Origin of the sequence: Mucilaginibacter sp. CAU 1740, assembly GCF_039839285.1 — a bacterium.
GTDB lineage: Bacteria > Bacteroidota > Bacteroidia > Sphingobacteriales > Sphingobacteriaceae > Mucilaginibacter.
In genome coordinates this window covers 103,893-127,869 of record NZ_JBDOQS010000007.1, presented here as the reverse complement: position 1 = coordinate 127,869, position 23,977 = coordinate 103,893, and the positions used below count along the sequence as shown (strand labels likewise).

Below are 23,977 nucleotides of genomic sequence, written 5' to 3'. Positions count from 1 at the left end.
TCATTTGCTTTGAGGCAGATCGTTGTTCTCCAAAATCTCCCATCCTTGTATGAGAAAGCCGTGAGGATTTTTGTCCGTTTCGGTTTTAAGATCGCTGACTTTGCCTTGTGTGACGAGTTTACGTGTGACCGTGCTTGTGGCGCGGATCAGCTTTTCGGTGCCATAGCAGGTAAAATCCCAGGGATAGCCGTTCATATCCAGCCGGATGCTATCCACGGTGATTTGCTGATTGATGTTGCCGGAAATGAGATTATTGAAATAATTGGCTTCCTTCAGATTATCATAAACCCTTTTCGCGGAGTTATCAGCCAGGTACAATGCTTTCCTGATCGCCGTATCTATTTGCCCGTCATCCGGTGCCAGTGTAAAGAAATCTTCGTGGAATGTTTTGATGTGATCGCGTAGTTCTACAGGCAGGTTAGTTTTACGGTCTGATGTAAAGGCAGCTAACGCTTTGCCGTTGTAAAGGATGTGTACTTTATTTTGCGCCTTTTCCGCGAAGTCATAACTTTTGTAGATAGCAAAACATAATACGATCCCATTGACCAGCATCAGGAAGATGTTAAACAGTCTTTGAAGCCGGGCAACCGTGTCTATATTTTTGAGTTGTTGAAACATATTTTTATCCCGAATGGGTATTAGAGGTGATTGGTTTATTAACTTTTACCCGAGAGCCGATCTTTTTGATGTTCACTTCCTCCCGAACCTGCACTGTGATAGCCTCGCCAATAGTTCATAGGAGCAGTCAATATATTATATGCCCCTCTTCCTGCTCTTGTAGCCGCCTGCGGAGCAATCCTCGCAGCCGCGCCCGCAGTCGATGCGGCAATCTGGCCCGAACTTGTCGTTACGCTTGTGCCAACACTCGTAACGGTGCTGATCCCGCCCGCTGCCAAACTGTTTACCCGTTGCAGCATTCCGTTTTGCCCGTGAGCATGCACGATGAAATTGGCGACGGTCGGAACGGAAAAATAACCGAGGATACCGATCAGCAGGAACACCAGATATGCCGTGTCAGTACTCGAAAAAAAAGTGTCCCCCTGGTTCTGTATCTGCGAAATATCCAGCTTCAGCATATTTTCCTGCACTTTGCTGATGATCGCGCCGAAAATGTTCGCGATAGGCAGCCAGAGGAATATATTGATATAGCGTGCCAGCCATTGGTGCAAGCTATGCTGAAATCCGTCGAATACGGATAGCCCGAAAACCAATGGGCCCAGGATGGCGAGTACCACCAGGAAAAAGGTTCGTACCGTATTTATACAAAGGGAAGCTGCGGAATAAACCACCTCCAACACTTCGGATAGCCATTGCTTAATGCTGTTACGAAAGGAATAAGATTGCTTTGCCGCCCAAAACTTAATGTCATTGCCGATGCCGTCGAATACGCCTTGGTTATCGCCGTTCGGATCGTCCGGATGGGTGTACTTGTACCACTTATCCTGGTCACCATTCCCGTCTGCGCCTTCGTACATCTGGTAAGCATCGGAGTTTTTAACCGCTGCTTCCTTTTGTTTGAGTAATTGGGCGACAGCAGTATTGCTGGTTTGAACCATGCTGGCCGTGGCCGAGACGACCGGCTGCAAGACACCATTCATCAGGGAGATCACGGCAGGAAAAAGCAGGATGGCCATGCCGAGCGCGAAAGGCCGCAGCAAGGGATAAAAGTCGATAGCTTCCGCAGCGGCGATCTGCCGCCATACCCTTGAAGCGATAAACCATAAAGCTGCAAATCCGGCTATGCCCCGCGCGGTGCCGATAAGCTGGCCGCAAAGCGGCAGCATCTGGCTATACACGTTATCGAGTACCGGCTGCATTCCTTTGAGGTCGTCCGCAAGGCCGTCCGCTCTGGACATGTGCGGCATGCCGATCAGGAAAATTAGCGCTGTCAAACTATAAATAGTCGTTGCTTTCATCTTAATAAAGATTTTTAAAGGTTTGTATTTCGTTCGCGGCCTTTTGTCGCTGCACCGAAAGGATTGCAACCTGGTTGTTGAAATGACGCATGAAAACAAGTTTACGCTGGGTGTCCGCATAGATATTATCGATTGCAGTGAGACGCTCACCATCGCTCATCCGCAAGTTATTTGCGGTGATGATATTGGTCAGATTGCCAAGATTGGCTACGCTTTCGTTTAACAAATGCTGATAAACACTATTGACATACGCTAATTCATGAGCGTTAAACCGCCTGCCTGCGTTTGCCTGTTTCCAGGATTTTTTGTACTCCGAAACGATCCTGGCTTGGTTTTCAATAATGTCCGCAATCCGTCCGTACTTTCTGATCCCTGGGCTTACGGCCATCAAGCCGTTCAGGAATGCAGAATGCAGGTTGAAATTGCCCTCCGAAATGTCCTTAACCTCGCCGTAACCCTGGGTAAGGATGGTGTAACCGGTCTGCATGTCGGTTAGTATCGCTTTGAACTGCGTTAGTTTTTCAATATCCAATATCAATTGCTGTGTATCCTGCGCCGTCGAGGTTTGGGCCTTTGAAGGCTGAAAAGCCAAACTGCAAAGAATGATGCACAAGACGAGTATTCCCCAAACTTTACGAGGGCCTCGTAGCCATTTATTTAACTTCATAATACCTCCTTAGCGTTTCCACCTCATGATTGTCTTGTTGTCGCTGTGCACATAAGAGTTGAACTGTCCTGCAGAAAGAGCAGGTAAAAACATATTTATCCTTAATGGACGCACTGATCCGTTGCAACCGCCTTATGCGCTCATCATCGCCCATCTGAAGTTCACCGGTTGTAAGTACACTTTGCAGGTCGTCGAGGTCGCTGTTAAGCTGTGCGACGAGATTTTGACTCACTTCAGTAACATAGGCCTGTTCATTTTCGGTCAAGCCATTAAGGCTCCTGATGGCGTTCAATTGACTGATAATACTTTGTTGTTCTGCCTGTATTGCCGCAAGGTTCGCGCTGCTCCTGACTTCCGGTTTAACCCCGGACAGGGATTGATAAAAATCCTGGTGCAGTTTAAACTCGCCATTCTTAAATCCTGCGATAGCGTTCCACTCGCTTTTCAGCATATCATAACCCTGCCTTAACGATAGCTCTTCTGCTTTCAAAGCAGCAATTTGTTGTTCCAGGTATTTGATCTGGGTCTTCTTTTGATGAAACCACTCGTCCCAGCTTTGTGCCCTCGCTTGTTGAAAAACCAGTGCAGGAAACACCAGGCAGAGGATCGCGATCTTTGCTTTAATCGATACCATAATACTTTTTGAGGGTTAATACTTCGTTTTCATCCTTTGCCCTTTGGAGGCTCAGGATCGCGTTTTGGTTATTGAACTGTTGCAGGTCATTGTAATTGGAGTCCATGTGGTCAGCGGCCTTGTTGATCAATTCCATACGCGAAGCATCAGGCATTTGAGTTTTGCCGGCGTGAATGACATCAAGGATCTGGTCAAGGTCTGTTACACTTGCTTCCAGGATACCGGAATAGACCCTTGTCATGTAGCTCAGCTCATCCACGGTGAAATGCCGGTCATTCTTTAACAGGCCCCATCTGTGGGTATAAGCATTAACCAGGGCTGCCTGCTTCTGCGTGAGTTCGGCAATTTTGGAATAGTAGGCAATAGCTGATTTAATATCCCATAACTCCTGGTAGTATTGGCCGAAAAGGTCTTTTTGTTTGGATGACCAGTCCGATATCTCGGTAAGCTTCAGTTTCGACAATTGGTTTTCAAGTGCTTTTTGCGCGTTTTGCAGCCAGATCGTTTTATTCTGCATGCTTTGTATTTTCAGGTCGATTGCCCGGATTACGCGCCCGACGGTCGATGAAATCACTGATCCGACAACGGTCTGCGCATCGGCCCCTTTCGGGATGGTAACGAAGATGGTAATGGCCGAAACCGGCAGGATTACCATGTATTTTTTTAATGCGTTCATATCGCTTTCTTCTGGATTTTGCATAAAAGGCCCCCTTACCCCAGTAAGGGGGCACGATTGATTAAATAAATTGCGTTAATTGGGTCGGGCCGGAATTACCCGTTGGAATTTAAAGCTTCCGGTATTCGCTATTACCGTTCAGCAGCGTACCCTTTTCCGGATTGAACAGCAAAACATTCCCGGTTTGCATGATCTGCATCGTTTGTTTTTGCCCGTCCCATTCGCCCGTCCAGTGTTTAACCTGTTGCTGTAAAGGCTGGAGTTTGCCCTGTGTGATGCGCCTGAAACCGGTCTTTCGTGTAATGGTGTAAATGCTTTCCGTATTCCTGGCCGGTTCGATGATCAGCGTATCGTTAGCGACGCTGTATTCGCTTTGCACTTCGTTTACATACCTGCCGGGAATGAAGTCTTTGACTTTACTGTTTTCACCCTGGCATGCAGCCAATCCCAGAACTGCGATTGCTAATGGATAAATGAACTTTTTCATAGCTTTCGATTTTATTTTTTACGTTCAACTAATGCCGCGATCCCTTTTTCCATGCTTCCGTAATGATTGGCATATTCCATTACTTCAGCTTTTTCCGATGACTCCGTGGTGTAAGCATAATACTCCTCGGGTGACACCTCCGTCCTGTACACTTTGGAACTTTGTCCGCCGAGGCTGATAAACACTTCCTTGTATTTGTAGGCCGGGTCGTTGGCTTTGTTCATGGACAGTATAAGCGCTTTTTCCTTTTCAGTCAGGCCCAGCAATTCCTGCACGTCATCAAATTTGTTCTGGTATTTACTTTGGTCTAACAGGATCTTGCAATCACTGTTATTCACAATGGCCTGTTTGATGATCGGGCTACTCAAAATGTCCTCCACCTCCTGGGTGACTACGATAGCCTCCCCGAAAAATTTACGGACGGTCTTAAAGAGGTATTTAATGTATTCTGCCATGCCGTCCTTGGCAATAGCTTTCCAGGCCTCTTCAATTAAAATGAGCTTGCGGACATTCTTAGGCAGCTTTCGCATCTTGGAAATGAATACTTCCATAATGATGATCGTAACCACCGGGAACAAAATTTCATGGCTTTTAATATTGTCCAATTCGAATACTATGAAGCGCTCGTTGAGCAGGTCAAGGTTTTCGGTAGCGTTCAGCAGGTAGTCAAATTCGCCGCCCTTATAGTATGGATTAAGCACATACAGCAGGTTGCCTATATCGAAATCTTTTTCCTTGACCTTACCGTTTTCGAGTACGACCAGGTATTCTTCCATTAAAAAATCATAGAAGGAATTGAAGCAGGGAAAGGTGTCCGGTTTCCTGGCCAAATGCTGGTAATAGAGCGTTATAGCGTTGGAGATGGCAACGTATTCTGACCTGGCGAAATTCTCGTTTTCCTTCTTCCAGAGCGCTAAAAGCAAAGTTTTTAAACTTTCTTTTTTCTCTATGTCCAGTACCTCGCCTTTGCCAATGTAAAACGGGTTGAACTTGATGGGGTTATTTTCCTCATAAGTAAAATAGTAACCGCCAACCAGGTCGCAAAGCCCTTGATAACTGTGGCCTACGTCTACCAAAACGATATGTGCCCCCTGTTCATAATAGCTGTTAACCATGTGGTTGGTAAAAAAAGATTTACCTGAACCTGAGGGGCCCAAGATCATCTTGTTACGATTGGTAATAAAACCTTTCTGCATAGGTTCGTCCGAAATATCCGCCCTTACCGGCCTGCCCGAGAGCCGGTCGCCGAGACGGATACCGGCACCGCTTAGTGAGCTGCGGTAATTACTTTCAAGGTTCAAGAAGCAGGTGGCCTGTTCCAGGAATGTATCGAAGGTGTCATTCATGGGGAAGTCAGCGGCGTTGCCCGGTAAACCTGCCCACCAGATCTGTGGTGCGCCGTCCGTTTCCTGCTTGGCTGTGGCATCCATTTGTGCCATCGCCGATCCTACTTTATTCCTGATCTCCTGAATGCTTTTTGGATCGTTTGTCCAGGTCATTACATTGAAATGTGCCTTGACCGGCAGCCGTTGTTCGGCTATCGCCTCGTCTAAAAAATCGCTGGTCGCATCCCGTGCAATAGCGTTTTCCCGGCTGTAAGCAGATAGGGATTGAAGGCGGAGCCTTTTCTTTTCCAGTCCCTTGATCGTCTTCTGTGCATCACCGACAAAAATGAACTGGTTGCAGATGTGGTTACAATCAAGAAGCAAACCTAAAGGCGAGGCAAAACCGACACTGAACTTGGTGCGGTCGGTACTATAACGGTCATAGTTTACCCGGCTTCCGCAAAGTGAGGGCAAGTCTTCGACATCTGAGAGCGTGAACAACTGGCAGTGATAGCGGCCTATACGAATATCATCTTTGAGATGAACGTCATTGATGAAAGGCCTTTCGTTTTCTGCCTGCAAAAAACAATACTGCTCAATAATGCCGGCCTTTGTTTTGGTTCCGGCAAGTTCATCGTTGGTTAGGCGCTTTAGTGAAACCAAATTACTGTCCGCCAAGATCCGTTCAAAGGCCCCTGCCTTTTCCATAAAATCACGGTAAATCTGCTCATTGAGGGACTGCGCAGGAACAGGTGATTTTCGCATCAGGGAGGAATAAGCACTGTTTGCCGCTTTCCGGTTTCCAGGTTGTTTGGTTAGCATCACGTAACAACTATGCTTTAGGAAAGGCCTCCCTTCAAAATAGTGCTCGCTGGCCTCTGCAAGAAAGCTGCCCTTTTCGCCACTTGGCTTATAGCCTGCGCGAACGAATACATCCTGTTTGTGCAAAATACTGTGATGAGGCAAGACTTTGATGGCCTTTATCCAGGCATGGTGCAGTGCTTCGTATTCCTGGCCGGACATGGTGAAAATGTCAGGTAGCTCCAATTTGAAGGCAATCGTGATATCTCCCTGCCTGGACAAGATGCAGTTATTTTCAACTTTGTAAACCGGTAATATATCTTCAATGTTTACCATCGCTTGGCTGTGTTAGATGAATAAATAATTTCCTTGAGCGGAATTTTACATAGTTAGGCAGATTACGCCTGGCGTTCCGTTTGGCTAAGCCATGTTGCCCGTATTTATTGCTGAGCCTGAAAATTGCCATTACCAAACCGGTTCCTGTTCCGCCTATCACGATCAGGCAAACCCACATGTTGACTCCGCAGATGTAAAGTATGGCGTAGAGGAGCAACAAGCCGACCAGGCCAACAGCGAGGTAACCGATGTACTGGGCTTTGACGCCCTTAAACTCGATTGCTTTATTGATGCCTTTGTTAACCTGATAAACGCTGCTCATAATCCAAAGAATGATTTGATAACTGTAGCCACAACTACTAAAAAGATACAGGAACCAAACCACGCGGCGGCAATCTTATTGGTATCCGGCTCGCCCTCGTTCCATTTTCGGAACACCTTGATTGCGCCGACAATGCCAAGTACGGCACCGATGGCATACATCAGGTTGCATCCCGCATCGAAGTAGCCCTTGACCATTGTGGTGGCCTGGGTAATACCGGCAGCACCATCCTGAGCAAAACAGTAATTCGCTGTCAGCAGGGCCATCAGAAACATCAGCGTCTTGGTGAACGCTATGCGCTTCTGCTCCGCCGATACTGCCCGGTAATCATTGATCCCGTTTTTAAAATAATTATAGATCGCTTTAAGAATTGATTTCATGGTTTGTTGGTTGAGGGGATTAATTCCATAGGTTGATTAGCTCTTCATCCGAGATCGGGAACAAGGCGTTCTCGCGGATGAATTCGTTAAGCGCGGCTTCCTGAGCTGAGCCGGACATAACGATATACCTGGCTTTTACCGGTGCAAAAAGCGAAAAGAAATCGTCCTTTGTGCCGTTTTCGTTTTCCAGGATATTGAAAATGGTCTTCAGGTCCTGGAGCAAGTCCGGTATCAGGCCTAATTGGGTTTCCCGCTTTTCCTCCTCCGTTTCATCCCAAATTTTGGGCGCGAAGTCGAGTGTATGTGCTTCAACTTCACTAATTCCCTCTGGCAACCTGTTTGCGCCGATCAGGTCGTCTTCATGCAGTTCATCCTCCCATTCCTTTTGCAGCCGTTCAACCTTGTTTGTCTTCGTCCGGTTTTTCGCTGTGATCAGCAGAAAACCCGCGTACCAGGCTACTGTGAAAATGACCGCGGCAATCAAAAATTGCTGCCACGTAAAAAAATGTAGTATCATAAAATTTGCTTTTCTCCTGCCGCTCCATTGCGGAAGGATTACAAAAGCAAAGGTTGGGAGATGTAAAATCCAGCTTGGACAAGTTGCCTAAAATTGATTTTAGCGTATTGAAATTAAACTATTTAGCAATCAGTTATCTTGTCGATTTCGCCTGGATTGTTGTTTTTCCGGGTTGTATTCCTCATCTTCTTCAATCTTCCTGTTGACCGATTCACGCAGATTATCCAGAAAACGAGTGCGGCTTAAACGCTTCCGTCGTTTGATTTCAACGAATCGTCGTGCGGGAATGCCAATCGAAACGCCGAAGTGTTCTTCCAGCCACTTAAATATATCGTTGACACCTGCGTTGCCATTGTTAAGCTGGCCACTATCGAGCAACCCGTAGCCTAATTCAACGAGGTTGATACTTTCGCCTGTCCAGCTAAGCGGCTTGGATTGATAACTTCCATGTTGTTTGATCTCAGATGCTAAGGTTCCGAATCGGATTTGTTCAAGTATAAACTCCTGTAAACGTTCGTAAGCATTAAATTTTGAAAATAGATAGTCACCGCAAGTTGAAAATTCGGGATCGGCTTCGCCAAATTCTGGCACAAAAAAAGAAGGGACTTCGGCACCTCTTAAGAAATAAAGCTTATCAAGTTCTGTCAGCCCTATTCGATAGTATTGATACATATAAGCATGATGTCTGAAACATCTGTTGATAATTTCGAGTTCGCTTTGATAAAAAGCCAGCTGCTTTTCCCAGGTTCCAACCGGCTTACTTTGTTCGATATTGTATTGCTCCAAAGCAAAAATTTTGGCTGATAAAAATTTTGGCTTTACTTCTTTGAAAAAATGGATTTCTGAATTTTGATCGTCAAAACGCTTTTGCTGCACCTGCTCACGCAACATGCTTAACAAACTTCTGATGTGTTGCAAGGAATTTGATAAACGCTTTTCTGGAGTTAACTGTTGACCTGCAATATCGGCAAGTCCATCGGTAAGCTGCGTCAATAGCTTTCTGATAGAATTTGATAGCATAAAACAAAGATTTAATCCAACCTGCCTTGCCCGGTTCACAATCGGCAACAACTTCCACCTTTGGCAGGATATGAGTAGAGTTTTTCCAAATAATCCTTTTTAATAAAAAAGCCCATCCTTAACCATTAACTATGGCCAAAGATGGGCAATCAAAGAAATCCTTATAAGTGTAGTTTTTATCCTTTAACCTGAAAAGTGGAAAACCACCTACTCAGTTTTCGAAGAGCTTATTGATAAGTGTGTGTCTTTTTCGGACTCCCGTTTTTTCGTAAACTCTTTGTATATAGTTATTTACCGTATTTTCCGATAGGTATAGCTTTTCCGCTATCTCTTTATAAGAAAGACCATCTGCAAGTGACCTTGCAACATCCTTTTCCCGAGTTGTAAGCTTGTATAATTGGCAGTTAGCATCAAATATTGCGGTTCGCTGGTGCTGTTTACGCCGATGTTCGGCTTTTGCGCGGCGGGTAGATTTGACAAAGAATAAGATTGTGATAATTACAAATCCTAAGTTGGTAAATAAAACTTCCGTAACCTGATCCATTTGTAACCAAACAAATGCTCCCATAGCCACCCAAGGAAAGACAGCGCAATACACTGTAATTTCTTCAGTGTAAAAGTGACGATCGCGGTGCTGCTGATAGTGTTGGTGTATGGCACGAAGAATTGCCCAAAGCAAAACTACAGCATAGATAGATGGGATGATTATTCCTAAACGAACATCCGTTATAAAGTCATCGTTAATGGCATACGCCACTACGAAAAATATAAAGTATGGGGCGAGTAGAAACAATGGCACACCAATTTTGGCATGCCATTTAAGTTGCTGAAGATCTAATTCTTTATAAAAGTAAAATGGGAAATATGATGCAGTTAAAAAACCCGCACCGTAAGATACCATGTGTTGATACCGGATAGGTAAGGCTAATTGCTCATCCGGGAAAAGACCGCGCGTGATATCGTAACTAATTAGTAGCAACAGAAGAAATGAATAACGAGCTCGATGCTTATCTTCCAAACGGAGAAGATAACGAATTGTTTGACCCGCTAATAGCATCGTTTCTAAAAGGACAAAAACGGCAGTGACGATATGCATTTGAGTTCCAAAGACCTGCATAGTGATTATTCCGTCGCTCCTAACGACGTAAAGGTTAACAAGAATAGGTTAAGATGAGTACTTTTCACATTTAAACCTGACTATCGAAAACACTTGATGCATCTCACGATGGCAGGTCAAGTTTTTCTAACTTTTAAACGTCAGATCGGAAATGGGTGTCTCTTGATCCTTGCAACTAAGCAAGTGTCAATAAGGTATTTAATCAGACCGTTGAGCCTACTGAATGAATTTACGTGTCGAAGCTTCTTGTTTATATCAAATCTTTGAAAAAAGAGATATAATAAAAAGCTCATAAGGCTTGCTCTATCGCATTTTGTTGCAATAATCATATTGACTCGTTATAAGGGTTGGTTAAAAAATATAAATTCCTGATATAGATAATTATTATTTTAATTTCTTTCGAGGCACATTTAAGCATTTCGAAATACCAAGTATTTATTATTGGTTAAAACGAGAAAAAGTGTGAAATAATTACAGCAAATCGAGGTGATTTACTTTTCTATGACTAAAAAAATAATATTATGGGATGTACAACCTATTATGGCGTAATTAGTGGTAAATAATCGAATAAGAACTTATTTTGAATTACTTCCTATCCTAATTAGAAAGACAGGTTTAAGCCCGAATATATAAGAAGCGATTATTTACTTGACTATTATATCTCTTAAGCCTTCCATCTTTGGTAAGAGCGAGCAAAATGCCCGAAACTTCGGTTGCTTTAAAGTCGTTACCGGCGTCATTCAGGTGTTTTAGGACTTCGCCGATGGTTTTCTCTGTATCAAAGAAATCAGTAAGCATGACTTGATCTAATACACGTTTAACACCGGGCCGTTTAACATGTTGATTTGAAGATTCTTGTTTTGAAAATATGGGATCAAGTTGGTCGGCGGTATTTTTTAGGGACTTTGATTTTAGCTCTAGGAATGGCAAAAGAAATTCTACTATTCTTATTTGAACAGCTTCGGATTTAAAACCATTTACGATCTCCGATAAATCATGGATTTGTTTTATTAATCGCTCGATAGATTTATCCATTACCCTTTCTAAGCATTTCTACTTTCTCCCTTTCACTTTCTAACAGCCGCTCAAGTAAAGCTACTTTCTCATCGTACAATGAAACTATTTTTTCAATCGGATTGAAATGCAAGGAACAATTAGTATTTATTGCTGATGCATTATCCTTGAAGTCAGTAAAGGTATTGGCAATAATATTTACAGCCTTATCTTCATCAAGATTTTTTATTGCGTCAACCGGAACCTTCAAAATTGCGGCAACTTGATTTAATATATCGTCCTCTATTACTTCTTTCTGCTCCAACAACGAAACTCTTTTTTGACTCCACTGTTCGCCTAAGGCGTACGCAAGAGCTTCTTGCTTTAAGCCGAGCATTTCTCGGAAACGTTTGATGTTACGGCCTTGATGAATATTCTTTGATGTGTCGGCATTTGTGTTCATAAATATATAGCGTGTGGTCAAAAATAACAAAAAATACCCAAAGCGCTTATAAAGTCTAATTTAGATATAATATTTGGAATTCGTTACTTCAACCCAAGCATGCACCTTAAATATCCGCTTGATCAACTCAAAGTCGAAAGCTTTTTAACTCTATTTTTTTATCCCAAAAAGCTCTAAGTATTTTATACCTATCGCAAAACACCAGAATAATACAATACGTATTATATAGAAAAACCTAAATGTCAGCCGTTGATAATTGTTTAGAAGCCCTTAAAAACTTGGCACTTAAAAAAACCGGCATCTCAGTGATGAAGGTTCATTACGCACGGCATATTTCCTGTGCTGTTTTTAAGGAAACTAATTATGAAATTTCAGAAATAGCTATTCTACGTACATTTAATTTCCTACCTGCAAAATTTCCTCCTTCGTATTATACTAAAGACGTGTTAGCATTATACTGTGGATATGAGAATTACTTTGAGTTTTGCAGAAACAGTAAGTTGTAATTGACTCGGAGACTTAGGGCGCATAAGTAAAATCTAATATTTGCAAGATTGGCTCAACTTCTTAACTCATTTTTCCAGATTTGACTGAGTTATTCCAATTCGCATCTTCGATAACCTTCAAAAAATTTGAATATTCAAATGAGCAGTTTGAATTTTGTTAATCAACAGACATTAAAAAAGATATGCTATGCGAGGTGACGAACATTATGTACCATGGGAGAACTATCCCAAATTCCTGCTATTTAATGAAATCCGCGATCCCTATCGCGCGTTACGAGACGCTTTTTGGGGCGAAGAACCAGAAAGGAATAAACGTTTGCTGGAACAATTAAAAACATTTGCACTGAGCGATACACATTACCAGGGTGGCAAAGAAGGCCCTGCACAAATGGTGCAGGCGGTAAACGAGTGGGTGAGGATGATCGAGATTTGTTATATTTTATGGCTCGACAGAAAAACCCCGGATGATTGGGATAAGGCTGAAATTGTTGAGGGGAGTGAATTGCGGTTTGCCAAACATACATGGAAATATTTTCCGGATGATCTGTCGTTCTACGAAGAGCGCAATCCATATATAGTTTTTAGGCGAATTTTTAGCTATATCAGCTTGCAGGACCTCCGTGACTATTTCGATTACTGGCTTTACGCAGCTCTTAGCAATAAGGCATTGACTGTAGAACAATTTGAAGGCAATATGCCCCAATTATTTGATGACCTATTAAAACTACACTCGGCAGCTTATATGGTCGAACAACTTGCCATTGGCGCGGTATGGGAAACCCTCACTACAAATAACGGCCATCATTTATCTTACACCAAAGACGGCAGGAAGGTGATCACGATTATGGAGGATACGGAAAACTACAATCTTTTTGATTGGAAGTTGCCACGGGCACTTAAACGCAAAAACAGATTAGAGAAGGAATTCAAATTCGGGGAAATGGCAGAGGCTCTCGTAAAAGAATTTCCATTTATTAAACATGTATGCCACCTGGGTGCTATACCACATGCGGACAGGATTTACCTGCTGATTTTAGTTGATGACCAGGTTGAGATAACAGAAGATGAGGTATCGGATAAAATTCAATCTGACAGGCTTGGAAAAACCTTTATCGTTCCCATCGTTTATAAAGTCAAAGATGCTTTAGATGAAATCAAAACGAATCCACGCTTTTGGGAATGGGTAATTTATGCTGGGACAGCATTATATACCGACCCGGATCTTTTGATTCCAAATCCTGAATATGTGACTGTCGAATTGCATAAGACGGTGTTGGAAAGGTGCTGGAGAAACGCTCATAAACAGTGCAGCAGCCTGTTAAAACGAGTAGAAACCCATTTGAAGAAAGAAGAATACATATCTGCACTATCATTTATGATCAAAGCGATTGAAACTGTACAACGGTGTGCAATAGAGCTTAAGTTGGGATACAACAGACAGGACGGAAAATTTGCCAAACTGCAACAGATAATTAGTCTGTTTACTGATGATTACCAATATATCCTTTATAAGGATACAGATGATGATACGGAGTTTGTTTTCTACAATCTTTTCGATAAGGGATATCCTAAGGCTAAAACGAAAAATTTCAAAGCCGACAAATCCATTTTGGAAACTGCCGTAAAAAAGATTGAGAAGTACCTGTCGAGAACTGAAGAATTATATAATCAACAAATCGCATTTCTTGAGTATGCTCTGGGCAAATTTTCGTGAGTAAATACCGTAAACTAAAATAGGTTATGTTTTAGAGTATTTTAGAAACGCAAAAAATGGAGTATCCGGGTTTTCATTGTGAAATTTGTATTGTACCGTCAAGTAACGAGGGGTGGCAACGGCCAAGGCCCGGCGAAGGCAAATGCAGGGGCGTAAAATTCACGGCCCTGCCCGCTTAGCCGGAAACACGGAGTTCTTAGAATTGATCCAACTGAAAATATTTTTTTTTAACCGCTTAATACGTAGGTTTCGGCGATTTTTAGCCTAATAATTAGCCTAAAAAATGTAACAATCAATCCATTTGTTGATCTCATCCCACGACATTCCGGATCATTAATCAATGTGTCCCGAAAAAAAGTTCAGGAATTCCGTTACATTTTGATCACGCTATCTTCTGAACCAGGTATTCGAATTTGATATTCTAAACGTAACTCGATGTGTAATTTGCGCGGAAATTTGTGGTCAAGTATGCCGGGATGTCCAGTAAATTCTGCATATTTGAGAATTGAAACTTGTCAAAGTTTCATTGTGATAAGGTTTAGGAAAAAGTCCCGGCGGCGAGCGCTTAGGGGCTTTTATAAGAACATATCTTATCGCTGGCAAATAATTGCGAAACTACATAGTATCATAATTTTTATCTCAAACATCTTTTGCAGATATTTATTCAAATAGCCTTATTTATGAAAATGATTGTCCGTTTTGAATTTGATTCCCAGCTATTTTATTCAACGTACTCTGGTCCTCGCAACATTATTTTTGAGAATCCGCCACACATTCCAGCGACAGGTGATCCTGTGAATTTTAAGATCAGCGATTTTTTTGAGGATAAAAAGGTAATCAGAAAGTTTAATTCTATAGAAGAGAATAACCTATTTTATGCTGAACGATTGCAGGCGAAATATCATAAAGATTTTGTGGAGATTATAATTGTTCTATATGAAGAAGCTATTTTTAAGGCAAAAAGACCTGATCTTTTTGCACAGAATTCACTGTATTGAAGTTATATAAATAATTCTTGTTTTGCTGTGAAATAAGTTTTGCGCTTATCGATTTCAGAGGTAAGAATGGATTCCCCTGAAAGGATCAACCTTTGTTTTGGCCAGTGTACTTGTAGAAAATCACGCTCTTTTTCTGTGATTGTATCGGGAAAGTTTTTTAAATTATGATTCTCAGCATCTGTTATAACAGTTTCAATGTCTGTGGTTTGCACTTCAATATTTTCCCCTGGAATATTATTAGCAATTGAGAATGGGAAATGCCTTCTGCGTACAATATTTCGTCCACGTATGCATCGACGAGGCCCTCAACAATTTTGTCGTCAGTCAACACTGTTTTGATCGGCTTCGAAAGTTTTGCCGGCGCAGAGTCTAAATAACCAAAAGGCATATTCACAGTCAAGCGCAAATGCTGGTTTAATGTCGAGTTGTAAAATAACAGTCTCTCGACAATCGGTGATTGCGAAGCCAGTGCGGTATCTTTTCTTGCCTTCAAGGTCTTAATTTTCATTTGGATCAAATCTCCAATATCGGCTTTAATCAACAGGCAGTTTTCTTGCATGGCAGTCCGTTTTTTACAATCCATTCGAAAAAAAAATTTTCAGCGCAAGAAGAAAAATTTCAAAGCCGACAGACCTATTTTGGAAACTGCTGTAAAAAAGATAGGGTTGTATCGGTCAAGAACTGAAAAATTATCCAATCAACAAATTACATTTCTTGAGTATTCTTTGGGTAAGTTTTCGTAAGCAAAACGTATAAACTAAAATATGTCATGTTAAAGGATATTTTAGAAACGTTAAGAATAGATTATCCAGATTTTCATTGTGAAATTTGTATCGTACCGCCAAGAGGTAGTGGGGACCGACCAAGTAGCCGACCGGGAGCCTTAGCAGGGTTTGGATTTATTCAAATCCTGCGGGCTTCTTTGTGATTGACTACGGTAAAGAAAACAAGAGCAAAAACGACAAATACTTTGGTAAGGAGTCGTTCTTTCTAAGGGCAATCTCCAAGCTCGATTTGAAATCTGGAACTCCGGTTAGACATTCTCAAGACGACTTGAACAAAATTAGAAAACCGGAATTTGAATTAGTCGAAGACTCGATAAAAAAGGTTGATCAATAATTATTTAAAACAGTCCTTATATAAGGCTTGGCACTCTTCTTGAATCACTCCTAAACAAGTTTACTTTTCTGTGGCAAGAAGATGAGCAGCATTGAATCAAATTTAGAAAACAGTGTTTTTAGCTTTAGGGGCTTAGAAGATTTTATTGCTCAAGACTTCTCCCCTGTCTCCTATTCAAAATCGGAATTAAGACAGGCCAATCATCCCATCGAGCTTTATCGTTTTAACAGGATATATAAAAACGATCTTCCTTTATCATTATTTGGCATTGCCGTTAAAAATATTTATGCCTATCGGCAAAATGATGACAATCTATGCCTTTATCTACTATTGCCCGTCAATAGTCATAGGAATATAGATCGCTTCTGCGAGTCTTTAGGACGGCCATGGAATGTGACAGAGGACGATTACAGGCAAAGGCGCTATGGCTCGTTAATGTGGCAAAAAGAAGAGTTGGAAGTTGTCCTTATGAAGAATTTTGATTATTCCAATCCAGAAAGCACCAATTTGCTTATCATTACAAATATCAAACTGTCCGCTCTTGTAAATAATGATCCATGGTAACTGTAATCGACAGTAAAAATATGCTATAACCAAACAACGATCGCCATCGTAGAAGGTGCGTTGCTGTTAGTGCCAATCAAGGTGCTTCAGCTAAATCCGTATTACACCGGATGACGATTGTTTAACGATGATGACCAGACCGAGAGATAATCAGAAAATCAGATGTTCCCGCTGTGGCAATGTTCTGCACTATGAATTACAGCGAAACTGGATTGGCAGAAACATTCTTTCCATGCTGCCGATCAGGCGCTTTTTTTGTGTCGGATGTTTTCAGTTTCGTTTGATCTGGGATAGCATTCAAAAATAAAAAGCGCCAGACCTCGCGCCTCGCGCTTTTTACCGCGTTGCCTGGGACAACAGTGCGTAAATTGAAAAAGTATATACTTTATATTACAATTCAACAGGTTAAAGGTTTTCACATGCCTAAATAAGCGAAAAGCGGATTCAGCAGGATTCGTCTTTTTCCCATCGCTTATTAAGGTTTATCTTTATTTAAGAGTGCAGTTTTCAGTGTGGCAATCTGTCTCTTCTCATCGTTTTGTTTTGTATCTTCGGCGACAGAATAATTTGTTTCTGTTTGAGTAAACAGCGATTTTATTATGCAATTGTCAACGATACATGTGAAGGTGAGTGGTGTAACAGATAATATCCGCCACATTCGACGCGCTAAGGACTATACGCAAGCCTATATGGCGCAGCATCTGGATATTTCACAAACAACCTATAGTAATATTGAAAGCGGCAGTGTCGCACTTACATTGGATCGTTTCTTGGCAATCGCTCAAATTCTGGACGTCGATACCAAAGAACTGCTTGCAGTACCTATGCCGGAAAATAACTTTCCGGCGGTTGACCAGTCCTTTGAAGACTAAGTTAAAAAGAACGGGTACCTAAAGCACCCGCTCAACCAATTTTAACCAAGGCTTATCAATAAGCCTAAAATGACAATACAATATAATTAACCTATTGTTCTGCGGATATATGATTAAAAATATCTTTTAAAAAAGCAATTTCAAACTAAACCCACAATAATGGCTTTTGCAGCTTAGCAAGCTAATTATAGCAGGACGCAAAAGTTTAATGCAAGCCTGTCCGTGAGCTTTAGCTTCGGCAGGCTTTTTTATGATTGGTCATTTGATTACCTGACACGAAAAATTAAACTCTGGCTGTTGTTTTATTGAGAAGATTTAGTTTTTTTGTAAAAGATGCGTAAAGGTACGATAAAAAGTACCTTGGATTGATAGGGACTGGCTTTCATAGTGATGAGCCAGTCCATTTTTTACTGCCTATTCTCGAATACACCCTTAACCTTAGACTGAAAAAAGAAAAGCCTATCTTTACACGATATTAATTGGCGACAGCCAAATCTCTGCTACATATAAAGGCTGGCGCAACGCCAGCCTTTATCCTTTCGGGGCAACCGATAATCGCTACCGGAACCCCAACCCTGATTAAATGACAATTGTCACCCTTTGCCTGCAAAGATAATAAATATCCTAAAAAAGGGATATTTGCCTCTCTCATGTTAATGATGCTTTATGTCCATTTTTAATCTATGGTTAAACCCTGACTGATTTTGCTTATCTTCGCCGCCTAACGCAGCAAAGGGTTTCCTGCATTCGCAAAAGTTAATTTGACCCTTCGGATTCGCAAAAAAGCCGGAGGGTTTTTTCTGCGTTACAATCTTAAAAGATCGAACAAACAAAGCCCCGGCTATAAACCGTGGCAAAGGAAGCCTGCACCATCACATAAATTACGCAATCACAAAAAGGTCGCAGTCTCCGATATCATCAACGCTCAATAATGAGGTGTTTGCGTCGGCATCGCATACATCTATAGCGTTTAACAGGTAGCCAGAACAAAAACAATTTCATTAAAAAATTTCGTCTTATGCGGTGGAACGCATCACGACTGGCACCGCAACTGCAAGCTTTCTTTGGAGGTTCAAGGGCAAGGATGTTCGTCATAGCTGTGAGATGTCGAATGATAAAATCTTCTCACAAGCGGTTTGACTTTGGTTAGAGTAAATATAGTCAAAACTTAAATTCTTGCGCAGGATTTTTTATCTTTTAAATCACAGTTGTGAGTTTGATTTTCCGTTTGAGAGGCCAGAGTTGATGTATCTAAATTCACGATTCCGGTTTCAGTCCCTCCATTGGCATGACGTTTTTTGTCGAAGTCTTGTTATAGGGTATTGCAAAATTGAAAGCAGTATCGGCGAAAATGGCGGTCGCATCAAAAAATGATGCCGCAGGCGAACCTGCCTATGATCGGGCTTACAGTCGCAGCTCTTTCCGGCTCTTAAAACACCTTGGAAATATGACGGCTACATCATGATCATCATAGCCGATCCGCTTTATCTGAAAAACGATTTAAGCAAACTGGACAGCAATAAATATAACAGAAGGGATAGTGATTTTAGTGGCGTAGTGCTGTACTCAACACCAAAAGGGAAATTTGTCAATGCGTGATTTTATAAAGACGGCTCCATAACCGGCAAGCTTTTACCTGACGGAACTAATCCAGCCGATTCACTAAATGGCAAACAGATTAGGTACAGGATATCAAGACGAATAAAATCATCACAATCCCTACGTGCAAAATCTCGTGCCAGACTTCGATTTTCGAATGTACCACCACGGAACCATATAACTTGGTACATTGTACAACCACTAAAGTTAATGATGGCACCAATGGCAATACTGGCGGAGGTACTACGGTGCCTGGCGGGGCATGTAGCTCGGGAGGCGTCTCAACTCCTGCTAACGCTTGCATAACAGGCTCAGCCAATCCATCATCGGCACCTAAGATATAAATCAACGGCGTCAAGATGCAATATGTCCAGCCACCACCGCCGGTGGACGGAAGAACAGGTTATCCGCGACCAAGTGGCACCTTCCTTGCCCCGGTTCGGCCACCTCTGTAACGATTGTTGCGCCCAATCCGGTAAAACCCTGCGCCCTAAAATTTAAGGATATCACATCAAGTTACCTGGCCGTTGCCGTTACAGATTATAAATTCGGCATTACTGATAACGTATTCGGTACAAAATTTATTAAATTTAATATACAGATAGGAGCGTCAAACTCTGTGAACCTTGCTAAGGCACAAAATGCGACAGCTGCCGCCATGCTGGTTGCGGAAGCAACGATTGCGCAAACGCATGGCGTGGACTTTTCCTGAGCGTCGGAGCGCAAGGCACCTATTCGAAGGAATTTGCAAATATTGTACAAGCGCAACTTACTGTAGCCTTAAGTACTAAAGTGGATGTGAGCAACGCAATTAGTAAAGGCACGCCGATCATTACCTATGCTGATAACAACTGTGATTAAGAAAATGGATGTAATAGAACTGACTAAAATTATTGACAACTATTATCCACCGGGCATCGCGTTAAACGATGATAGGTTAAAGGCTAATGACCGGTATCGTCGCTTGATCGAAAAATGCCTGTTGGCTGATTCGGAGCGAGAGCAATGGCAAAGGCTTATCACGTCGATAAAACAACAGGTCGATGCCGAAATATCCGAATTCATTTTGCTAAAAGAACATAATTCTCGTTCCTGGCCGTTATTCTTACCAGCTCATATGACCATTCAAAGAGTGACTATCAACCCTGCCAATTGATTCTTAAAGTGAGTGTAATAGCACCTGTCTATGCACTTTATTTTGACAACTTAAGTTCCGATCTCAATCACCGCTTGATCCGCAATAATCCCATTACTGATCTTGAAGCTGATTAGTTATACCAATGTACAGCAAATGTTATCATCTGAATATCCAGATTTCAGGCAGATGGATTTTGCGTTGTTGTACCATCAATTAACGAAGTTAGGGAACATTAGCTTGTCTAATAACAGAAAGCCTTTTTTAGGTGAGTGTATTTTTGGCTTATATTTAAGCATTCATCCCTATGTCTATCCAAGGGATAAGCCCTATCTCGATAATATTTAGAAATGGTGGGCAAACCCATTTACCAATTTTCTGCAATCAGCTTTATTTATGGTGATTTATTCTTACAACGATAAGTTGATTATTTTTCGGCGCTATTTTTTGTCTTTTTTAATGCCATGCTTTTTAAATGCATGGTTCGAACTTATTTTTTATTCAAATCTTATGTGCCGTAATTTACTGTTAACCAAAGTTATAATACTTCACCCCTTTTTAAATAAATTCGTCACTCTTTTTTTCTTTCACGAAACTATTCTACATTATTCCTCGTAGGAATATTAAAGTGAAATATTATAGTGTCAAAACCATGGATAATAAAAAATTTGGCATGTTGATCCAGATGATTAATATGCTTAGCATGTTGAGCCTTGAGAAATACTGGAAGAATGGATATAAAATCATATTTAAAAAGCACAGCAAATCATGAACTCGTTCAAAATATGGCTTGTTTGATAAGTTCATATGATCAACATGGGCGACTGAAATATTGGGGCATCTACGCCCCTCTTTGTGTAAAAATGACCCGACCAAATCGACGGTAACAATTAAAACACAGTTGACCTGCATTAGGCATCAAAGTTGCATCTTCGCGCTCGCGAGTGACGAACAAGAAAAAATCACTGCGAGATGAATGGAAAACGATATAGATCAGCTCATTAGGCTAAGAGTAAAAAAACTATCTTTAAACATCAGAGAAATACGGACAAATAAAGGTTACAAGCAAGATTACATGGCGGCAAAGTTGTTAATTTCACAAAACGCCTATAGCAAAATGGAGCTTGGCCGCAGCTCATTGACCATCGCACGATTATTTCAAATCGGGCAAATACTTGAGATGGATATATTTGATATTATCAATTATCAAAGTCCAGCAATCACCAACACTTTACACCTTTCAGACAAGGTAGCCTGAACAAAACACTTTGTTAAATATGTATGTTTAACATTCAGTTGAGAGAGGTATGAAGGCACCGCTGCTTTTTACAGGATTATGTTGTGTATGTTTTGCCGCTTGCAGCCAAAGGCATTCACCAGCTAATAACGGATTTCAAAAATCAGCTGACACAGCGGCGACCGCTTATAAAACTGCTTCTGATGTGGATGCTGCCTATGAAAATAATAAAATCAGCGAGTGGCGCGCGGCACAGGACGGCGACGAAGCCATTATGATAGGCAGGCTATTGGTCAAAACGAATTTGATTTGCGGCGAGTATCTTATCAGAGAAAGTAATAAACAAAGGGATTCTTATCTCTGCGCGTGCAGGCCAGGCGTTGAAGATCATGAGAAATGGGTTTACGTTCAATTATGGCCGTTGAGTAATGAATGGCGGATAGTTAAAGCCAGCGAGGTCAAGAATCCGCCAGACCTGTAAAGCATAATCAACCTTCATTTACTGTTTTTGTTCCCGGATGGTGCGGATTGTGTCGATCACCGCTTTAACTTTTTTATCAATTTCTACTTGATGTTACGGAGCTGGAAACTATGTTGGTTGCCTTGCAATTGTGATACCGTTGGCAATGATGACACAAAAGAAGCATAATGCCGTATGCTGTAGCGCGAATGTTACCCACTCTGTAGCAAAACATACCCGGTATCGCGTCGATAGTACGCAATGAAAAGCTCAATAAATAATTTCTAAGAAAATGATTTGAAAAATAATTGAATCGTATCTTGTAGGCACCTATCCCCCTTATTATGAGAATACAAGGAACGTTCAAAAATGAGCGACTTGAGTTTGACGTCGAATTATTTTCCGACCATGAGCACCGAATTACCTTCCTGGTGCTCCTGAATGACACCAAGTACATGCTGGTTCGAAAAAACGTTGATTTCCAACCGTGGCTCCAAATTTCAGGGAGCTTTATAATGCCGGAATTTCGCCAGGCGATATTTGCCGCGATGAGTTCCGCCGATCAGTCGGCATGGCATGATGAGATCAAGCCGCTTCGAGATCTTGATCCGCGGTATCTGAGATAGGAAAAGAGCACAGAGTGCTAATACTAACTATCATTTCTCTGGTCGCTTTCGCTTAAACGAGAATTTAACGCCGTGTTTCCAATAATTCTCTAGTAGCACAACGCTGAGTATGTTCATTGCCTGAACAAGCAGACTGAATTTTCTGTTATCCATATCAGGTAGGTTTATATATTTTCATACGATACCGTACATCATAAAGTTTCGCTAACTATGTAACAAAAAGCTCATTATTAGCGATATATAGAAAAAACATCTTCTATACATGTAAATTATTATTGAAACTTTCCTGTTTTTTGTTTCGTATAGAGGTAATGAACCATATCGTCATTCGCGAAAAGATCAGCCTTGTGCTTCACAATATCCGCTCAGTACGACATTTCAGGAATTTTACCCAGGAGTATCTTGCCGTGCAAATGGGAATCTCTCCAAAAACCTACAGTAAGATTGAAAATGGCGTAATCACTTTAACGGTTGAATATCTTTTACAAATTGCGGAGATTTTGAATATTGAGCTATCCCAGCTGATTGGAAACGAGAGCATCAGCGCAGTTTCGGTGTTGACCTAATCTGTGTTATTTATCTACGACCATGAAAGTGCTTTCTATTACTTTTACCCCTCCGGCTAACCATATTATTGCGACCTTGCAGGATCAGTGTCGGATACTTTTACTCCATATCTTAAAAGATAAGATTACTATCGTGCATCAATTGAAACAGGTAGTTGCCATGGAGACGGCTGAATTATATACGCAACACCCAGAGGCCCGGTTCGAACACATCACCTTTGAAGTGTCGTCCAATCTTACATATGAGACTTTTACAATCCTCCGCGATGGGAAAGAAATAGTAACACTGAAGGCAAGAAAAAGCGCCTTTGAGTATGCGTTCAGAGATTATGATAAGGGACTGCATTGTTGAAAAACGATTTGATGTTCTTCCTTTAAATGCGGTCACAAAAAAAGCAAGGCCTCGCGCCCTGCTTCATACTTATTACATGCTAAACCTAAAATGGACAAGTATCCTAATGCTATAACACAATTTAAAGATCGCGGTTTGCGCTGATTGCTACCATCCTTCTAACATTCGTAATGCTGCCATATGATGATGATTGAGCCAATGCTGTAAAGCGCGGTCAACACACTGCCACCCCCATTCTTCATCTTTAACAAACACAAAATGCGAGGTATCTCCTTCTGTCTCGATATGCCGGTGGCTAAAGGTGCCTCGATCACGGCCAATGGAAATAATCAGCAAATCGATATCGCACTTATTGATGGGAGGCAGCACGGTTCGCGCTTCCAAAAATGCCTGTTGTAATGGTGTAAGCATAAACCTGTGTATATCATGATCGGTATATGTTATATATACATACCCCATCATGTTTAGTTTTTATATTTACATCATAATGGACTTAAAATTGTAAAAGCCAGACCTCGCGCCTGGCTTCCACCTCATTTATCTAATCTTTGATATCTATAATTGTGGAACAATGG

28 protein-coding genes are annotated in these 23,977 nt (G+C 41.6%); 12 read left to right on the top strand and 16 right to left on the bottom strand.

Going from position 1 to position 23,977, the window contains the following annotated elements:
- The 14 genes from traK to AAFN85_RS16340 form a co-directional block, all read right to left on the bottom strand.
- On the bottom strand, positions 1-618 hold the full coding sequence (gene traK / locus AAFN85_RS16405; RefSeq protein ID WP_347528685.1) for a conjugative transposon protein TraK: 618 nt from the start codon (positions 616-618) through the stop codon (positions 1-3).
- Between the two features lie 38 nt (positions 619-656).
- On the bottom strand, positions 657-1,916 hold the full coding sequence (gene traJ, locus AAFN85_RS16400; protein WP_347528684.1) for a conjugative transposon protein TraJ: 1,260 nt from the start codon (positions 1,914-1,916) through the stop codon (positions 657-659).
- Position 1,917: 1 nt separating this feature from the next.
- Positions 1,918-2,583: a TerB family tellurite resistance protein gene (locus tag AAFN85_RS16395; RefSeq protein ID WP_347528683.1), complete on the bottom strand. Its 666-nt coding sequence runs from the start codon at positions 2,581-2,583 to the stop codon at positions 1,918-1,920.
- Positions 2,570-3,217, bottom strand: a complete 648-nt coding sequence (locus AAFN85_RS16390; protein WP_347528682.1) for a hypothetical protein — start codon at positions 3,215-3,217, stop codon at positions 2,570-2,572. The genes AAFN85_RS16395 and AAFN85_RS16390 overlap by 14 nt, the downstream gene beginning before the upstream one ends.
- Positions 3,204-3,917 (bottom strand): conjugal transfer protein TraI, encoded by a 714-nt coding sequence (locus tag AAFN85_RS16385; protein WP_347528681.1) that lies wholly within the window; start codon positions 3,915-3,917, stop codon positions 3,204-3,206. Before AAFN85_RS16385 ends, AAFN85_RS16390 begins: the two co-directional genes overlap by 14 nt.
- Before the next feature lie 85 nt (positions 3,918-4,002).
- A complete protein-coding gene (locus tag AAFN85_RS16380; protein WP_347528680.1) occupies positions 4,003-4,380 on the bottom strand; it encodes a hypothetical protein in 378 nt (125 codons plus the stop codon).
- 11 nt (positions 4,381-4,391) lie between these two features.
- On the bottom strand, positions 4,392-6,842 hold the full coding sequence (locus tag AAFN85_RS16375) for a TraG family conjugative transposon ATPase (RefSeq protein WP_347528679.1): 2,451 nt from the start codon (positions 6,840-6,842) through the stop codon (positions 4,392-4,394).
- Positions 6,829-7,164: a DUF4133 domain-containing protein gene (locus AAFN85_RS16370; RefSeq protein WP_347528678.1), complete on the bottom strand. Its 336-nt coding sequence runs from the start codon at positions 7,162-7,164 to the stop codon at positions 6,829-6,831. Before AAFN85_RS16370 ends, AAFN85_RS16375 begins: the two co-directional genes overlap by 14 nt.
- A complete protein-coding gene (locus AAFN85_RS16365; RefSeq protein ID WP_347528888.1) occupies positions 7,161-7,439 on the bottom strand; it encodes a DUF4134 domain-containing protein in 279 nt (92 codons plus the stop codon). The genes AAFN85_RS16370 and AAFN85_RS16365 overlap by 4 nt, the downstream gene beginning before the upstream one ends.
- Before the next feature lie 124 nt (positions 7,440-7,563).
- Positions 7,564-8,061 carry a hypothetical protein gene (locus tag AAFN85_RS16360; RefSeq protein ID WP_347528677.1) on the bottom strand — a complete coding sequence of 166 codons (498 nt, stop codon included), beginning with the start codon at positions 8,059-8,061 and terminating at the stop codon, positions 7,564-7,566.
- A 129-nt stretch (positions 8,062-8,190) separates the two neighbouring features.
- Positions 8,191-9,081 carry an RteC domain-containing protein gene (locus tag AAFN85_RS16355; protein WP_347528676.1) on the bottom strand — a complete coding sequence of 297 codons (891 nt, stop codon included), beginning with the start codon at positions 9,079-9,081 and terminating at the stop codon, positions 8,191-8,193.
- A 211-nt stretch (positions 9,082-9,292) separates the two neighbouring features.
- On the bottom strand, positions 9,293-10,198 hold the full coding sequence (locus AAFN85_RS16350; protein WP_347528675.1) for a LuxR C-terminal-related transcriptional regulator: 906 nt from the start codon (positions 10,196-10,198) through the stop codon (positions 9,293-9,295).
- Positions 10,199-10,813: 615 nt separating this feature from the next.
- Positions 10,814-11,233, bottom strand: coding sequence for a hypothetical protein (locus AAFN85_RS16345; RefSeq protein ID WP_347528674.1), 420 nt, complete (start codon positions 11,231-11,233; stop codon positions 10,814-10,816).
- Positions 11,226-11,654: a helix-turn-helix transcriptional regulator gene (locus tag AAFN85_RS16340; protein WP_347528673.1), complete on the bottom strand. Its 429-nt coding sequence runs from the start codon at positions 11,652-11,654 to the stop codon at positions 11,226-11,228. Before AAFN85_RS16340 ends, AAFN85_RS16345 begins: the two co-directional genes overlap by 8 nt.
- Positions 11,655-12,347: 693 nt before the next feature.
- On the opposite strand from AAFN85_RS16340, the gene AAFN85_RS16335 reads away from it, so the two are divergent.
- Positions 12,348-13,874, top strand: coding sequence for a hypothetical protein (locus tag AAFN85_RS16335; RefSeq protein WP_347528672.1), 1,527 nt, complete (start codon positions 12,348-12,350; stop codon positions 13,872-13,874).
- A gap of 680 nt (positions 13,875-14,554) precedes the next feature.
- Positions 14,555-14,872, top strand: coding sequence for a hypothetical protein (locus AAFN85_RS16330; RefSeq protein WP_347528671.1), 318 nt, complete (start codon positions 14,555-14,557; stop codon positions 14,870-14,872).
- A 181-nt stretch (positions 14,873-15,053) separates the two neighbouring features.
- Here AAFN85_RS16330 and AAFN85_RS16325 read toward each other — a convergent pair whose 3' ends face one another.
- Positions 15,054-15,431: a hypothetical protein gene (locus AAFN85_RS16325; protein ID WP_347528670.1), complete on the bottom strand. Its 378-nt coding sequence runs from the start codon at positions 15,429-15,431 to the stop codon at positions 15,054-15,056.
- Positions 15,432-16,072: 641 nt separating this feature from the next.
- Here AAFN85_RS16325 and AAFN85_RS16320 point away from each other — a divergent pair.
- The 10 genes from AAFN85_RS16320 to AAFN85_RS16275 all read left to right on the top strand — a co-directional run bounded on the left by AAFN85_RS16320 (position 16,073) and on the right by AAFN85_RS16275 (position 23,402).
- The gene (locus tag AAFN85_RS16320) at positions 16,073-16,555 is read left to right on the top strand and encodes a hypothetical protein (RefSeq protein WP_347528669.1); all 483 of its coding nucleotides are present in this window, start codon (positions 16,073-16,075) and stop codon (positions 16,553-16,555) included.
- 599 nt (positions 16,556-17,154) lie between these two features.
- Positions 17,155-17,427: a helix-turn-helix transcriptional regulator gene (locus AAFN85_RS16315; protein WP_347528668.1), complete on the top strand. Its 273-nt coding sequence runs from the start codon at positions 17,155-17,157 to the stop codon at positions 17,425-17,427.
- Positions 17,428-18,888: 1,461 nt separating this feature from the next.
- Complete coding sequence (locus AAFN85_RS16310; RefSeq protein WP_347528667.1) at positions 18,889-19,026, top strand: hypothetical protein; 138 nt, start codon at positions 18,889-18,891, stop codon at positions 19,024-19,026.
- 182 nt (positions 19,027-19,208) lie between these two features.
- On the top strand, positions 19,209-19,370 hold the full coding sequence (locus tag AAFN85_RS16305) for a hypothetical protein (protein WP_347528666.1): 162 nt from the start codon (positions 19,209-19,211) through the stop codon (positions 19,368-19,370).
- A gap of 521 nt (positions 19,371-19,891) precedes the next feature.
- The gene (locus AAFN85_RS16300; RefSeq protein ID WP_347528665.1) at positions 19,892-20,182 is read left to right on the top strand and encodes a hypothetical protein; all 291 of its coding nucleotides are present in this window, start codon (positions 19,892-19,894) and stop codon (positions 20,180-20,182) included.
- A 955-nt stretch (positions 20,183-21,137) separates the two neighbouring features.
- Complete coding sequence (locus tag AAFN85_RS16295) at positions 21,138-21,419, top strand: helix-turn-helix transcriptional regulator (RefSeq protein ID WP_347528664.1); 282 nt, start codon at positions 21,138-21,140, stop codon at positions 21,417-21,419.
- 49 nt (positions 21,420-21,468) lie between these two features.
- Positions 21,469-21,879, top strand: a complete 411-nt coding sequence (locus AAFN85_RS16290; protein WP_347528663.1) for a hypothetical protein — start codon at positions 21,469-21,471, stop codon at positions 21,877-21,879.
- A 323-nt stretch (positions 21,880-22,202) separates the two neighbouring features.
- Entirely contained in the window at positions 22,203-22,484 is a 282-nt protein-coding gene (locus AAFN85_RS16285; protein WP_347528662.1) for a hypothetical protein, read from the top strand.
- A gap of 311 nt (positions 22,485-22,795) precedes the next feature.
- Positions 22,796-23,050: a helix-turn-helix transcriptional regulator gene (locus AAFN85_RS16280; RefSeq protein WP_347528661.1), complete on the top strand. Its 255-nt coding sequence runs from the start codon at positions 22,796-22,798 to the stop codon at positions 23,048-23,050.
- A gap of 22 nt (positions 23,051-23,072) precedes the next feature.
- Positions 23,073-23,402: a hypothetical protein gene (locus tag AAFN85_RS16275; protein WP_347528660.1), complete on the top strand. Its 330-nt coding sequence runs from the start codon at positions 23,073-23,075 to the stop codon at positions 23,400-23,402.
- Between the two features lie 147 nt (positions 23,403-23,549).
- Here AAFN85_RS16275 and AAFN85_RS16270 read toward each other — a convergent pair whose 3' ends face one another.
- Positions 23,550-23,813, bottom strand: a complete 264-nt coding sequence (locus tag AAFN85_RS16270; protein ID WP_347528659.1) for a hypothetical protein — start codon at positions 23,811-23,813, stop codon at positions 23,550-23,552.
- Positions 23,814-23,977 lie beyond the last annotated feature (164 nt).

Coding starts and splice junctions, on each gene's coding strand:
- traK (WP_347528685.1), bottom strand. CDS start 618: ATGTTTCAACAACTCAAAAATATAGACACGGTTGCCCGGCTTCAAAGA.
- traJ (WP_347528684.1), bottom strand. CDS start 1,916: ATGAAAGCAACGACTATTTATAGTTTGACAGCGCTAATTTTCCTGATC.
- AAFN85_RS16395 (WP_347528683.1), bottom strand. CDS start 2,583: ATGAAGTTAAATAAATGGCTACGAGGCCCTCGTAAAGTTTGGGGAATA.
- AAFN85_RS16390 (WP_347528682.1), bottom strand. CDS start 3,217: ATGGTATCGATTAAAGCAAAGATCGCGATCCTCTGCCTGGTGTTTCCT.
- AAFN85_RS16385 (WP_347528681.1), bottom strand. CDS start 3,917: ATGCAAAATCCAGAAGAAAGCGATATGAACGCATTAAAAAAATACATG.
- AAFN85_RS16380 (WP_347528680.1), bottom strand. CDS start 4,380: ATGAAAAAGTTCATTTATCCATTAGCAATCGCAGTTCTGGGATTGGCT.
- AAFN85_RS16375 (WP_347528679.1), bottom strand. CDS start 6,842: ATGGTAAACATTGAAGATATATTACCGGTTTACAAAGTTGAAAATAAC.
- AAFN85_RS16370 (WP_347528678.1), bottom strand. CDS start 7,164: ATGAGCAGCGTTTATCAGGTTAACAAAGGCATCAATAAAGCAATCGAG.
- AAFN85_RS16365 (WP_347528888.1), bottom strand. CDS start 7,439: ATGTTTCTGATGGCCCTGCTGACAGCGAATTACTGTTTTGCTCAGGAT.
- AAFN85_RS16360 (WP_347528677.1), bottom strand. CDS start 8,061: ATGATACTACATTTTTTTACGTGGCAGCAATTTTTGATTGCCGCGGTC.
- AAFN85_RS16355 (WP_347528676.1), bottom strand. CDS start 9,081: ATGCTATCAAATTCTATCAGAAAGCTATTGACGCAGCTTACCGATGGA.
- AAFN85_RS16350 (WP_347528675.1), bottom strand. CDS start 10,198: ATGCAGGTCTTTGGAACTCAAATGCATATCGTCACTGCCGTTTTTGTC.
- AAFN85_RS16345 (WP_347528674.1), bottom strand. CDS start 11,233: ATGGATAAATCTATCGAGCGATTAATAAAACAAATCCATGATTTATCG.
- AAFN85_RS16340 (WP_347528673.1), bottom strand. CDS start 11,654: ATGAACACAAATGCCGACACATCAAAGAATATTCATCAAGGCCGTAAC.
- AAFN85_RS16335 (WP_347528672.1), top strand. CDS start 12,348: ATGCGAGGTGACGAACATTATGTACCATGGGAGAACTATCCCAAATTC.
- AAFN85_RS16330 (WP_347528671.1), top strand. CDS start 14,555: ATGAAAATGATTGTCCGTTTTGAATTTGATTCCCAGCTATTTTATTCA.
- AAFN85_RS16325 (WP_347528670.1), bottom strand. CDS start 15,431: ATGCAAGAAAACTGCCTGTTGATTAAAGCCGATATTGGAGATTTGATC.
- AAFN85_RS16320 (WP_347528669.1), top strand. CDS start 16,073: ATGAGCAGCATTGAATCAAATTTAGAAAACAGTGTTTTTAGCTTTAGG.
- AAFN85_RS16315 (WP_347528668.1), top strand. CDS start 17,155: ATGCAATTGTCAACGATACATGTGAAGGTGAGTGGTGTAACAGATAAT.
- AAFN85_RS16310 (WP_347528667.1), top strand. CDS start 18,889: ATGATCATCATAGCCGATCCGCTTTATCTGAAAAACGATTTAAGCAAA.
- AAFN85_RS16300 (WP_347528665.1), top strand. CDS start 19,892: ATGGATGTAATAGAACTGACTAAAATTATTGACAACTATTATCCACCG.
- AAFN85_RS16295 (WP_347528664.1), top strand. CDS start 21,138: ATGGAAAACGATATAGATCAGCTCATTAGGCTAAGAGTAAAAAAACTA.
- AAFN85_RS16290 (WP_347528663.1), top strand. CDS start 21,469: ATGAAGGCACCGCTGCTTTTTACAGGATTATGTTGTGTATGTTTTGCC.
- AAFN85_RS16285 (WP_347528662.1), top strand. CDS start 22,203: ATGAGAATACAAGGAACGTTCAAAAATGAGCGACTTGAGTTTGACGTC.
- AAFN85_RS16280 (WP_347528661.1), top strand. CDS start 22,796: ATGAACCATATCGTCATTCGCGAAAAGATCAGCCTTGTGCTTCACAAT.
- AAFN85_RS16275 (WP_347528660.1), top strand. CDS start 23,073: ATGAAAGTGCTTTCTATTACTTTTACCCCTCCGGCTAACCATATTATT.
- AAFN85_RS16270 (WP_347528659.1), bottom strand. CDS start 23,813: ATGCTTACACCATTACAACAGGCATTTTTGGAAGCGCGAACCGTGCTG.